The 12,649-nt window shown below is 70.1% G+C and carries 11 protein-coding genes; 6 read left to right on the top strand and 5 right to left on the bottom strand.

The annotated features are described in order from the left end of the window. Positions 1-26 precede the first annotated feature (26 nt). Positions 27-212 carry a hypothetical protein gene (locus tag WME79_RS45580; protein WP_437528453.1) on the bottom strand — a complete coding sequence of 62 codons (186 nt, stop codon included), beginning with the start codon at positions 210-212 and terminating at the stop codon, positions 27-29. 798 nt (positions 213-1,010) lie between these two features. Here WME79_RS45580 and WME79_RS45575 point away from each other — a divergent pair. The 5 genes from WME79_RS45575 (at position 1,011) to WME79_RS45555 (ending at position 5,666) form a co-directional block, all read left to right on the top strand. Then, complete coding sequence (locus WME79_RS45575; protein WP_437528452.1) at positions 1,011-1,640, top strand: hypothetical protein; 630 nt, start codon at positions 1,011-1,013, stop codon at positions 1,638-1,640. A 98-nt stretch (positions 1,641-1,738) separates the two neighbouring features. Beyond that, positions 1,739-2,173 (top strand): VOC family protein, encoded by a 435-nt coding sequence (locus WME79_RS45570; RefSeq protein ID WP_437528451.1) that lies wholly within the window; start codon positions 1,739-1,741, stop codon positions 2,171-2,173. Between the two features lie 161 nt (positions 2,174-2,334). Further along, entirely contained in the window at positions 2,335-4,008 is a 1,674-nt protein-coding gene (locus tag WME79_RS45565) for a CotH kinase family protein (protein ID WP_437528450.1), read from the top strand. A gap of 141 nt (positions 4,009-4,149) precedes the next feature. Then, positions 4,150-4,710 (top strand): bifunctional diaminohydroxyphosphoribosylaminopyrimidine deaminase/5-amino-6-(5-phosphoribosylamino)uracil reductase RibD, encoded by a 561-nt coding sequence (locus WME79_RS45560; RefSeq protein WP_437528449.1) that lies wholly within the window; start codon positions 4,150-4,152, stop codon positions 4,708-4,710. A gap of 86 nt (positions 4,711-4,796) precedes the next feature. Then, positions 4,797-5,666 carry a phosphodiester glycosidase family protein gene (locus WME79_RS45555; protein WP_437528448.1) on the top strand — a complete coding sequence of 290 codons (870 nt, stop codon included), beginning with the start codon at positions 4,797-4,799 and terminating at the stop codon, positions 5,664-5,666. Positions 5,667-5,860: 194 nt separating this feature from the next. On the opposite strand, the gene WME79_RS45550 is transcribed toward WME79_RS45555, so the two are convergent. Both WME79_RS45550 and WME79_RS45545 read right to left on the bottom strand, forming a co-directional pair. Next, positions 5,861-9,028: a hypothetical protein gene (locus tag WME79_RS45550; protein WP_437528447.1), complete on the bottom strand. Its 3,168-nt coding sequence runs from the start codon at positions 9,026-9,028 to the stop codon at positions 5,861-5,863. Next, positions 8,986-9,579, bottom strand: a complete 594-nt coding sequence (locus WME79_RS45545; protein WP_437528446.1) for a transposase — start codon at positions 9,577-9,579, stop codon at positions 8,986-8,988. Before WME79_RS45545 ends, WME79_RS45550 begins: the two co-directional genes overlap by 43 nt. Before the next feature lie 63 nt (positions 9,580-9,642). Here WME79_RS45545 and WME79_RS45540 point away from each other — a divergent pair, with 63 nt between their 5' ends. Continuing rightward, entirely contained in the window at positions 9,643-10,851 is a 1,209-nt protein-coding gene (locus WME79_RS45540; protein WP_437528445.1) for a hypothetical protein, read from the top strand. A gap of 162 nt (positions 10,852-11,013) precedes the next feature. On the opposite strand, the gene WME79_RS45535 is transcribed toward WME79_RS45540, so the two are convergent. Both WME79_RS45535 and WME79_RS45530 read right to left on the bottom strand, forming a co-directional pair. Further along, entirely contained in the window at positions 11,014-12,048 is a 1,035-nt protein-coding gene (locus WME79_RS45535) for a hypothetical protein (RefSeq protein ID WP_437528444.1), read from the bottom strand. A gap of 206 nt (positions 12,049-12,254) precedes the next feature. Next, positions 12,255-12,557, bottom strand: a complete 303-nt coding sequence (locus WME79_RS45530; RefSeq protein WP_437528443.1) for a hypothetical protein — start codon at positions 12,555-12,557, stop codon at positions 12,255-12,257. Between the last annotated feature and the right edge of the window lie 92 nt (positions 12,558-12,649).

Genomic DNA, 12,649 nt, shown 5'->3' with positions numbered 1-12,649 from the left:
GGGCCACATTCATCCAGCGTGTTGATTCACGGGCTGGGCAAGCTGGCCGCCACGCAGGCCGCCATTCGGTTCTTGCACGCGTCGGCCGTCGGCTCGCTCACCGTCTCGGTCAGCGTGAAGTCCTCGATGAAGTCACCGACCACCTCGCAGGTGCAGTCGCTTTGGCCATCCGCCGCAGGGACACACGTGAGGTGGTACCAGGTGCTGTTCAAGCACTTCCAATCCTCGACGCAGCTGTCCGAGGTGCCGGAGGAAATTTGCCCGCACAGCATCGGTGAAAGCTGGGCGCCGCTGGTTCCCGCTACGCACTCTTGAAACGCGGTGACCTGGTTGAAGCACTGCTCCTGAGCTGCACGAAAGAACGACAGCGTACAATCTGACTCCCAACCGCGTGCGCCCTGAAGGCACGTCGACATGGTCAAGCCGAGCTCGACGCACTCGCCGTTTCGGGCAGTGAGGGTGCCTGCGCAGTCCGCCTCGCAGCTTGGCCCCAAGCCACCCGTCGTACCACAGCCCTCGAGCGCGTCGCAGAGCGTGGCGCACGCAGCAACCACCGCTGCACGTGGGTTGCCGTCGGCGCCGCCTTCCCCGCTGACACCCGAGGAGCCGCCTGCTGCGGATGCGCCACCCTGGCCGCCCCCCGCTCCCGCTCCCGCATCCGGCAGATTCGACGCGGCACCATTGCCATCGAAATTCGATGCGTCGCCACCGCCGCTGCCATCGTCAGGACCGGGCTCGCTCGCGCGGCCGCCACAGCTTGAAAATAGCGCTAATGCCAAAAGCCCAAACGTGCGCGTCGCCCCTGAATGCACCATACGCCGGCACGCTAGCGCACGACACCCGGGAGCGCCTCCACAATGCACCGCGCTCGGCGGTGAGCTCGGCGCCAGCGTGGCGTAGACAAGGTTACACAGCCGAGTGAACTCGTTGGATCTGTTGGTTTTTATGGGCGGCGGCGGTTCACCGGCGCTTTCGCGATCGTCGACCGGTGATGATATAAGGCCTCATCCATGATCTCCCGCCGCGCCGTGATCGCCGCAGCCGGCCTGTTCTCCGCCAGCGCGCTCGCCCCGGGCCTGGCCCGCGCGGCGGGGCGCGTGCTTGCGCCCCTCCCGGCGTTTCCCCTCTCGATCGCGGTGACGGAGGAGGAGGCGGGGAAGCCGGTGCGCGACGACGCCTGGATCGACGCGCAGATCGCCGAGGCGGTCCGGCTGTTCGAGCCCGCCGGTGTGGCGCTGCGCAAGGTCGGCTCGCGCGCGCTCGCCCCGCGGTTTTTGCGGATCGAGACGCGCGAGGACCGGGACGCGCTCGCCTCGGCGATCGAGGCGCGCCGGATCAACGTGATGGTGGTCGCGTCGCTGCGGGACGTCGACGATCCGCGGCGCTTCCGGATGGGCGTGCACTGGCGGCACCGGGCGGCGCCGGAGCGGCGCTTCGTCATCATCGCGGCGAACGCGCGGCCCACCGTGCTCGCGCACGAGCTCGGGCACTTCTTCGGGCTCGGGCACAGCGGCGTCGACGACAACGTGATGAGCTACGCGCGCACCGGAGCGCCCGTCTCCTTCGACGCGGCGCAGATCGCGAAGATCCGGTCCGCCGCGCGCGGGTACGCGTCGAGCAAGGCGTTCGAGCCCGCCTAGGACGGGACGTCCGCTCGAGCGCGCCGGGGCGCGGCCCTGCTGCTGCCACGCTTGTTCGCCTGCTACGCTGCCGGGGGAAAAAAGAAGGGGAGTTCACAATGAAACCCATGATGACCCACGTCGCGCTCCACGTAGGCAACCTCGATGCGACGATCGCCTTTTATCGCGAGTTCTGCGGGCTCAAGGTGGTTCACGAGCGCAGCGACGCCGGGACGCGGGTCGCCTGGCTCGCCGAGGACGGGAAGGAGCGGACGTTCGTCCTGGTGATGATCGAGGGCGGCCAGCGCGCGCCGCAGGCGCCCGAGGACATGAGTCATTTCGGGTTTGCGCTCGAGAGCCGCGCCGCGGTCGACGAGATCGCGCGCCGCGGCGAAGCGCACCTCGTCTGGCCGCCCAAGGAGCTGCCCTATCCAGTGGCCTATTTCTGCGCGCTCAAGGACCCGGACGGCAACTACGTCGAGTTCTCCTATGGCCAGCCGCTCGGGCCCGGCGCCGAGGCGCACGACGCGGCGTTGCTGGAGGCTTCGGGCTGAACCAACCAGGGTCGACCCCACGTCGCCCCCTCCGGGACTACTCATCGCGAACCATCCGACACGCGCAGAAAAGGCCTGGATTTCGGCTCGATTCGAAGAGGACGCGAGACCCATCACGCGCTCGTTCGAATTCACGAGCGACCCGAGTAAGCTGTGCGGGAATGTTCGACGTGTCGAAGCTCGCAGCGCTGGGGATCGCGGGGGTGTTCGTGTTGGCCTCGCTCGGGGGCTGCTCGAGCGAGCCGAGCGATGGCGCGAAAGCGCCTGCCCCGAAGTCGTTGGCCGTCGTGTTCACGCCGAAGGGAGGCACCTTCCAGGCGTCCGAGCCCGTGGAGCTCACGGTCGAGGACGAGCGCGCGGTTGTGCACTTCACGACCGACGGCTCGCTGCCCACCGCGAGCTCGCCGGTCTACGTCGAGCCGCTCGTGCTCACCGCGTCCACGCGGGTGCGCGCCCTCGCCGTCGTCCCGGACGCCGCGCCTTCCGGGCAGGGGGGCAACGGGGGAGAGGGCAGCGACGGGGCCGACCTCCTCGGGCCGATCGCGACCGAGGCGTATTTCAAGGTCGCCGCCGATAGCGCGGAGTTCAGCTCGGAGCTGCCGATCGTCGTGATCCACACCTTCGAGTCGAAGGAGCTCGACCCGCTCGGTACCGAGTTCGTCCCGGCGACGTTCATGCTGCTCGAGCCCAACGCTGGGCAAACCAAGCTCCTGGGCCGCGCGAGCTTCGATGGCCGCATCGGCATCCACGTCCGCGGCGCGACGTCTCGCGAGTTTCCGAAGAAGCAATACGCCGTCGAATTTCGTGACGACGCTCTGGACACGGATTTCGACCGCGCGCTCCTGGGGATGCCGGCGGACTCCGACTGGGTGCTCAGCGATCCGGTGAGCTTCGACCGCTCGCTGATCCGCAACGCGCTCGCCTTCGAGATGAGCAACCGCATCGGCCGGTATGCGCCGCGTACGAGCTTCGTCGAGGTGTTCCTTGTCGACTCGGGGGCTGACGTGGCGAAGAAGAGCTTCCTCGGGTTCTACACGGCGATCGAGAAGATCAAGCGCGGTCAGGATCGTGTCCCGGTGGCCAAGCTCTCGGCCGGCGATCTCACGGAGCCGGACGTGACCGGTGGCTTCATCTTGCGCATCGACAAGGGCGAGGATCAATTCAAGGCCGCCGGCCAGGACCTCCAGTTCGTGTACCCCGACCCGGAGGACATGCTGGAGCCCGCGCGAGAGCCGCAGCTCGACTACATTCGCCGTTACATCGACGACTTCGGTGAGGCCGTCAACGCGGATGACTTCCAGCAGCCCAGCAGCGGCAAACACTATTCGAGCTTCATCGATCAAGACGCCTTCATCGACCACAACATCATCAACGCCCTGACGAAGAACGTCGATGCCCTGCGGATCAGCACGTACTTCTTCAAGGATCGACAGGGCCTCCTCTCGGCCGGTCCCGTGTGGGACTTCGACCGAAGCCTCGGAACGCCCCACGATGAACGCGCGTTCGAGCCGGAAGAGTGGAAGCTCGAGGGCTCCGACGGGACCGACTACTTCACGGAGGGCTGGTGGGGGCTGCTGTTTCGCGATCCAGCGTTCAAGGCGCGGTACAAGGCACGATTTTTGGCGCTGCTCCAGGGCGAGCTCGCGCCCGACAAGCTCGACGCCATGGTGGACGGCCTGGTGCGCAAGGCGGGAGCTCCGGCCGTGGAGCGAAACTTCGCGCGCTGGCCGGATTCCCCGCCTCGCGATGGGTCCTACGACGCCGAGATCAGCCTGCTCAAGGACTTTCTCCGCAGGCGGGCCAGCTGGATTCGCGACCAGCTCATGACGTGGTGACGTTGCGTTTCATGAGCACGGCCCGCTCGACGTAGCGCGACGTTGCCGTGTGGGCGCCTGCGCTCACGGGCGTTTCTCCGAGGTTCGCCGAGGTTTCATCGCGTACACGGCCGGCATGAGGTAGGGTCATGCTTGCGTTCGATGAGCAACGACCTCGAGAAATGGATGCGCCTCGCGATCGAGGAGGCCGAGCGGGCGCGCGGTGGAACGGGCGACAACCCCTGGGTCGGCTGCGCGATCGTGAGCGCCGCCGGGGAGCTCCTCGGCAGCGGGCACACCCTGGGGCCGGGTGAAGATCACGCGGAGATCGCCGCGGCGCGCGCGGCGCACGCGCGCGGGTTCAGCGTGGTCGGGGCGACGCTGCTTTCGACCCTCGAGCCGTGCTCGTTCCACGGCCGCACGCCGGCGTGCTCGCGTTCGATCATCGAGCGCGGCGTGGCCCGCGTCGTGATCGGGATGAACGACCCGAACCCGCGCGTCGACGGCGAAGGCGTTCGCATCCTGCGCGCAGGCGGCGTCGAGGTCGTGGAGGGCGTATGCGAAGCGGAAATCCGCCGGCAGCTCGGGGGTTGGGTGCTCGATCACCATCCTCACGAGCCGCTGCGGCGCGCGCTGACCTTTCCGGCATCGGACCGCGTCCCGCGGCTCGCGGAGATCTACGGCGTCGATCCGTCCCGGATCGAGGCGCTGCTCGCGAAGTGACGGCGCCTGGCGAGGTGTTTTTGGGGCCCATCAGACCCCCGGTGCCCCCTCGGGCGGCGCGCTCGCGGATCGAGTAGAGCAGGGCCGTGACGCTCCGCGCTTCCTCGAAGGCGCTTCTGTCGATGGCGGGGCTCGCGCTCCTCGGCGCCGCCGCGCTCGCGTCGCGGCGCCCCGCGCCGAGCGCGCCCGCTCTCCCGGGGGCGAGCGTGCTCGCTCCAGCTGCGCCGAGCGCGCCCGCTCCTCCGGAGCCCCCGCCGCCCGCTCCCGCGGCGCTTTCCCCCCCGGAGGGCCCGGCGGCCGGCGCCCACGTCCAGCCCGAGGTGATGACCGTCGAGGGAGAGGACTACCGGGTCCATGTCTTCGCGTTCCGCCTCGCGAACGCCCATTTCGAGGTCGTCGATGTCGAGATGTCGCGCGACGTCGCGGGGGTGCTCGAACGCACCCGCGCGTCGTTCGTCATCAACGGTGGCTTCTTCGATCGACAGAGGAGACCCGAGGGGCTCGTCGTGGTCGATGGCCGGGAGCTCGCGCCGCTCGCGCCCTCGCTCGGGGGCGGCGTGCTGGTGGTCTCCGGCGGCCGCGCCGCCCTGCACGACGCCGCCGGGTTCGTCCTTTCGCCCGGCGCTCACCTCGCGGTGCAGGGGCTGCCGCGGCTGGTGCTCTCCGGCAGCCGGAACGTGCGCAGCGACGGCGGCCCGCGGGCGGAGCGGACGGCGCTGTGCGTCCTCGACAGGGGGCGGCGCATGGAGGCCATCGTCGCGCGCGGGGACGGGGCGCAGAGCGGTCCCACGCTGGGGCTGCTCGCCGACATGCTGGTGGCGCGCGGATGCGAGCAGGCCCTCAACCTGGACGGCGGCCCCTCGACCGGCGTGGCGTGGCGCGAGGACGGCGGCGCGCGCGAGATGGCGCCGCGGGGGCCGATCCGGCACGCGATCGCGGTGCGGCTGGATCCCTGACAGGAGAATCACCGAACCCGATCACCTGGCTCTACAGCGGTTTCTGCCCACCTCTGGTACACGCAGAGCAGAGCGGCGGTCTCCCGCACAGGAGACGGGCCCAGATCGGCGTTTTCGGCGCGCAAGCGCACTCCGGTGCGCTGAGCACCGAAAACGTCGAGGTGGGCCCGTATCCGAAGCGGGTGACCGTCGCTCTAGGTGTCCGCCAGCAGCAAGCGCTCGGCGGCGTCAGCGTGCATCGCGCGGATGGCGTCCAGCCGAGCGCGCCATGCGGGGCTGTCTCGGAGTTGCTTCTCGACCTGCAGCGACAGCTCGGCAGCCGACAGCGCGGCCGCCAGTCCGCCATGCTGGATGAGCCAGTCGATGAGGGAGGCGGCGAGCCCGGAGTCCTTCAGCTTGCCGGTGGAGGGGCTCCGACGCGCAGGCTGTTCGTCCACCAGGGCCAGATACTCCGACCAGAGCTCCTTGGCGAACCTGACCTCGACAAGATCGACGTCGAGGATCTCCTTCAGTGAGGCGGCGGCCGTGAGGCGCAGGCCTGCAGCCTTCTGAGCCAGGCCGAGCGCAACCCGGAACGCCCGTGGCCTGGGCGCGAGCCGTGCCAGTCGGGCCGAGGCCCAGGTCCGACTGCCGCTCGCTGCTTCGACGAGCCGGGCCAGCGCCGCCTGCCAGTGGGGTAATCCGGCATCATCAGGAAGGCGGCTCAATGCTTCGACCGTCTGGACCAGGACGCGGCCGGAGCTGCGCGCCTCGGCGAGGAGCCTGGTCGCCAGACCAAGCCCTTCCGAGCACAAATCATGCTGGGCAATGCAGACACCTGCTGCGGTCGAAGCGATACGCTCGTCGCCGCATTCGACAAGCGCCTCGGCCAGGGCCACGAAGCCGCGAGCCACAGCGGGTCGCGTCTGCGACTCGTTTGGGAACAGGAGCCTCGACCCGGGGTTGAGCAGCGGCCACGTGTCCGGCACCGTCGTGATGCCGTCGATGAGCACCTGTCGGACGTCGGCCTGGTCAACGAAGCGCAGCAACCCCGCCAGGATGTCCGGCCGGATGCTGGGGTGCAGGTCCTCGGACCGCCACGCCTCCATCAGGAGGTTGCGCGCCTCCACGGTCGCAGCGGCTGAAACCCTGACGGCGGCGTTCTTGCGGTTGACCACCGCGCAGTCCTTCGACAGCAGCAGCTCACGGTACGGCGCCAGATCGAACGGACCGGGCATGCGCTCGGACAACACGTTGAGGGCGCTCATCGCCGCGCGCCCCACCACGCCGGATCTTCGCGCGCGCTCCAGGAACAGCCGCCGGAGCTCGGCGGTCGGCGGAGCGATCCGGGCGCACCGCGCCAGGATTGCGGCGGCGACCGGCCCGGCCGCTCCCGGCAGCAGCTCGAGCAGCAGCTGCGCGTCGTCGACGCGGGCGATGGCCTTGACGCGCCTCGAGAGATCGAGGCTGGCGTCCCGCGCCACCCGCAGGAGATGCTGTGTGAAGCGACTGCGCTGGGAGGGCGTCCACCGCCCGGGGGCCGATCGTGAGATCGCCGCCACCAGATCGGCCTTGTGGGGATCGGTGGTGTCGTCCCGATCCAGCAGCTCGTCGACCAGGGCAGTCTCCTTCAAGCTGATCTCCGGGACGTACCCCATCACCTCGTCCAGCGGCCCACCGCATGTGACGGGCTTGCGCGGAGGCCGCGGCGCCTTCGGTGTTCTTCCGAGGAGCAGGTCCAGGATGAGCCGCTCCGCCTCGGGCTCGTAGCGACCGACCGCCACCGGTCCCAGCATGGGTGTGGTGCCGTCGAGGCGCACGCCCTCGTAGGCCGCATGGAGCTGGGCGGCGAGACCTTCGGCGGTGCGCAGCGGGCTGGGCAGATACTCCATGGGCGGCTTCTGGCCGGGCGCCGGCGCCTTGTCGGCGCGCCAGCGCACCCGGGGATCCAGGCGAATCTGAACCAGGAGCCCGAGCAACTGCGCCGCGCGCGTGATGCTGTCCCGGAGGATCGCGGAGCCGATGGCCTTGTGCACGGCCCGCTCGGCCTGGGCCAGGGTGGTTGCGTTCGACTCGCGCGACTGCACGGTGGTGAGCAGGGCGTCCCTATAGGTCTGCACGGGGATCTCCGAGACCTGATGATCGGACAGCTGGGCCAGCTCGGTCATGACCAGATGGCGGCTGGAGCCATGCCATGCCGGCTCCACCTCGGCGAGAACAGACGCGCAGGTCGCCGGGTCGGCGCCGCGGCGGAGCGAACGCACCAGTGCAACCATCCGCGCCGAGCGTTCGCTCCGGTCCCTGGCCGCGCCCAGCGCCTCGTGCTCGGATCGCAGCTGGGCAAGGTCGAGGTGCTTCTCGATGGCCTGAAGCCGCTTGCGCCGGGTGTCCGGATCGACGGGACGAATCAGGGCCGCTGCGGTGAGCCGCGTGACGCTCGCCGGTGGCATCGTGGCCAGCCGCGCGTCCATGCCAGGACGGGGCGACCATGCCGCCGTCTCGACCTGTTCCAGCTCGGCGGCAAGGAGGCGTTCGCGCTCGGTCAGGGGCAGGAAGCGGAAGAGCGGATCGGCGGAGGCGTCGAGGGGCTTGCACCGGTTCCGGAGCTCCAGCACATCCTCGGCCGGCAGCGTTGAGATCGGCAGCAATCCGGATGGAAGTGGATTGTTGGCGAGAGAGACAGTCCAGTCGTTCCGGCGCAAGGCCTCGAGCAGCTCGGCCGGGCAAGCCATCGCCAGGGCGTGGATCGCCCTCCCATGCAAGGCATCCTGCCGCACAAGCAGCGCCAGAGCCTCCCTGGGATATCGGGTGCAGAACAGCGTGGCCTCGTCCGCCGTGATCTTGCGCCTCGTGGCCAGTGCCACGCGAAGGGCCCGCTCCGGCGCACGCGTCACCAGCTCGCGCCACGCGGCCTCGTGCTCGGCCGCGTGGTGTTCCAGCGTGTCGAGATCGCATGTCGCGAAGAGGCGTGTCGCAAGCCCAACACCATGCCTGGCGATGACCAGCGGAATGACCGCGGTCGCCTGGGCGACGAGATGGTGCCTTTGCATGATCAGAACCACCCCGCGGACCTCCCGGCGATTCCCCTCGCGCAGCACCTGGAGCAACGCTTCGTCGGACACCGGCACTCGGCGCGCCGAGGAGAGCGCAGCCCGACGCATCATGGGGTCGCGCAGCGCCTCCTCGATGCGCGCCACGTCCCGGCGATAGGTCGCCAGGTCGAGCGCCAGCCGCCGCTCGTCGCCGTCGCCCCCATCCAGCGCAGCCAGGACCCGATCGGCCGTGGCCTGATCCCAGCCGCGGGCGAGCAGGGCAAGCGCCCGCCCCCGCTTCGCGAAGCTCAGGCTTCCGAGTCGACGGACCTCCGACAGCGGTTCCACCATGCTCCGAGTCTAGACGAACGCGACGCCGACGACGACCACGTGTGGGGCGTCGCGGCTCCCGCTGATGCCAGTGCAGGCGACGCGGGCAACGCAGGCGCAGGCGCGGGCGACGCGGGTGCGCCGGGCCGAGGCACGTGGCCCGGGCACGGTTCAGGCTTCGCGGCGCGGGCCGGGGGTTTGGGCGTCACGGGAGAGCGCAACGACGAGCGAGGCGCGAACACTCCCTGGTACCTCACAAGGGGGATCTTCGGCAGAGGAATCAAAGCCGCGAGCCGGGCCATGAACTCCATTGCACACATGACGCGGTGAGTGCGTCCCCGCCGAGGTGTCTTCAGCAAGTACACTATGCGTCCATCGGGCAGGAGCTCGATTCGAGCGAGTGCGAAGGCCGGGCGGGTGCAGTACCGCGCGAGCCTCTCGCGACCCTGATCGTTATCCGCTGCGATGCGCTCTTCGTAATGCGATCGCACGGGGGTGGTCTGTCCCGGGGTCGATCTGGCGGCGTCCTGGGGTCCTCTGGTAACGTGGCCGCACTTACGGCGGCGCGCCATCGACGGCGCCGCAGATCATGAGGAGCGGCGATGGCGACGCGGGCGCGACGTTGGCAGCGTAGGATGGTGGCGGTTTGCTGCGCGAGCACGCTCGGGCTCGGGATTGGGGTCACGTCCGGCGGGTGCGGGAACCCGACCACGTACCTGTGTCCGTGGGATGAGAATCAGGGGCCCAAGGGAACGCCGTGTGAGGTGCTCGAAGACCCCGACGCCGGCGGAGCTGGCGGGTGCGGCGGCGATGGCGGCGATGACTGCGCGGCCGAGGACGACACGGACGTCGCCATCGCGCACGATTTCGGCGACCTGATCCCGGCGGCAGAGGTCTGCGCAGGGCAGTGCGTACCGAAGGAGCCGCTCGGGTGGTCCGAGCCCACGCTGCTCTGGATCGGCGCCCCAGACAGTGTCCCGAGCTGCCCTGCGAACGCGCCGATCGTCGGCTACGAGGGCTACGCCGATTTCGCGGCGCCGGCCCCACACACGTGCCCCGCCTGCGCGTGCGACCCGCCGGAGGCCACCTGCGAGGTGCCGGCGGAATGGAACGCCTACGCCAGCTTCCCTTGCGGCGGCCCCGAGGCTCCCGCGACCTCGTTCGCTGCCCCGAATGGGTGGGACGGGATCTGCACCTCGGCGAATGCCGTCGAGGCCAGACGGACCTGCGATGGCGCCCCGTGCGTGCAGTCGCTCGCGATCCAGGCGCCTCGCGTCGTGTCCGCAGGTTGCGCACCGAGGGTCGCGGAGGCGCCGGAGAACCCCGACGAGCCCGCGACGGCGGGGAGCTTCGTGCTCGTCGCCCGGGCGTGCACCGGCAACGCGTCCCCCCCGTGCCCTGATCCGGGCATGACCTGCACGCCGGCACCGCCGAGCGGCGACGCCGCGCCGCCGGAGGGGTTTCTCACGTGTATCCACCATGAAGGAGAGCAGGACTGCCCGGCCACGTACCCGGAGCGGCACGTCTTCTACGCCGGTGTGGAGGACACGCGCGGCTGCGCGCCTTGCGGCTGCACCGAGCCGGCCGGAGCGACCTGCAGCGTCCTGGCCTCCGCGTTCAGCGACCCAGGGTGCTCGCAGCTCGTCGCGGGCCAGGTGATCACCTCCGACGCCCCCTACTGCGGGACTGTCGCTTCCGGGACAGCGCTCGGGAGCAAGTCGGTGAGCGTCGTCAGCCTCGATCCCGGACAGTGCGAAGCGTTCGGCGGCGAGCCGGTCGGTAGCATCGCACCGACCGCGGCGGCGACGTTCTGCTGTTATCGCACCAGCGCTGTACCGGCCTGAGTCGACGGCTCGTTCCGCATGGGACGCGGCAGCGGCCTCTCCAGGAGGTGGCAGGCCGCGAAGGACGCGCCTGCGACCCCAGCGCGCCGCATGCGCTCGTAGCCGCCTCACGGGAATCGCTCCCGCGGGCGCGTCCGACGCTTCGTGAAACCGTATGGAGGTTCAGAAGAAAGCGACCAAACGGAGAGCCACCGTCTCCGAGATGGGGGCCGCGGACCACGCTTCTCCATGGAGCGGTCGAACATGCGGCCGAAGTGTGTTGAGCAAGAGCTCGCCGGTGAGCTGCCCGGCGAGGCGGCCCGACAGCGGCACCTCCAGCCCCGCACGAAGCCCGAGCGCTGCGTAGGGTAGCGCATCCTCGATGCCGGTGCTGTCCCTGACGTGCCACACCCCGCCTGCCGTGGCGACGGCGCAGCCGAAGAACCAATCCGCGTGAGCGCAGGGAACGAGCGAGCCGCTAAGCCCCGACACACTGATGGTCCAGCCGCGGTAGGGCTCTGCGTCGATCGGAAGATCCCCGCGGGCCTCCAGCGAGAGCGAGAACCTCTCCCAGCGGGCGCCGGCGAACCCCGAGAAGCCGACCGCCACCGACGGCGCCACGCCGGCGCCGAGCAGCACCCCGGCGCCCAGCTGGAGGCGCGGGCGATCCGGCGGCGGCTTCGGACGCGGAACGGATCGAGCTGGCACCGCGACCGGGTTGGGCGGCTTCGAGCCCGGCGCCTCCGGCGACGCGCCCGGCGGGACGGGTGAAGCGGCGCCCCTCGGCGCCGGCGGGAGCGGCGGCCCTGGCGGCGAGGTGGGAGCGCTCCCCGGTGCGGGCCGTGGTGGTAGCAACGGGCGCATGACGGCGCTGAGGGAGAGGCTGATGTCCTCCACGAGCGCGCCACAGATCGCGCTTGAGTGCTCCTGGCGGCCGAGATCCCGGCCATCGCGGTCGTGAAGCGCGATCTCTCCCTGGAACGCCGTCCCCTTGCGCCGGATGACCACCTCGATGTGCCACGCGCCGTCGCGCATGAACGGGTCGACCCCGCCGAGTTGGCTCGCGACGATCTCCCGGAGGCTCGGCTCCTCGGGGCATCCCTCGGTGCCAGGGCCGCGCGCGTAGGACAGGCGCGCGCCGTGCGGCGCGACCTGCGCGAGCGCCACGGGCGCCGCCAGGAAGAGCGATGCAGCGAGCGGCGGCGCGGCGCGGTTCATCCTCCGGATTTGGCTGCGAGCGAGGAGCGGGCCGGACATGAGCGGAGCGCCGTCATCTGTGACCCGTCGTCATCCCTACTATTTCCGGGAAGGTCCCCCGGGTTGTTGCGAAATCGTGCGCCGGAGTCGAAAAAGGGTGCACGAGGTGTACCGGCAACATCTCCCCCCAACCTGAGAGAGATGTCACCTGGGATCGGGACCGGAGCCTAGACCAGGAGCGTGCCGTAGGCCTCGTGCCATGCCTCGACCGCCTTGACGGCCGGATCCGCGGCCTTCGCCTCGGTGACGCCGAGCTTCTTGCCATACAGCCCCGTCCAGCGCTGCAAACGCCCTGCGTCGGCCGAGAGGCCGAGACGCTCGATTCCCGCCTTCACGTCCTTGCCGTCGAGCGCCTTGATCATCGCGCTCATGCGCACCCACTGCTGGGAGTAGACGAGGCGGATGAAGTCGGTGCCCGACGACAGCACCTCCGAGCGCACCAGCAGCGCGTCCCCCACGCCCCGCCGCACGCCGGCGGAGTAGAACCTCGCCGGCGCCCTCGGCGGCCCGGTCGAGACGGCGTGCGACTACGTGGTCGCGCAGGCGCGCACGCTCGGCGACT

This window comes from Sorangium sp. So ce726 (assembly GCF_051521405.1).
Taxonomy (GTDB): Bacteria; Myxococcota_A; Polyangia; order Polyangiales; family Polyangiaceae; genus Sorangium.
Note: the sequence above shows the minus strand (reverse complement) of the source record. Positions and strands in the feature narration are given on the sequence as shown.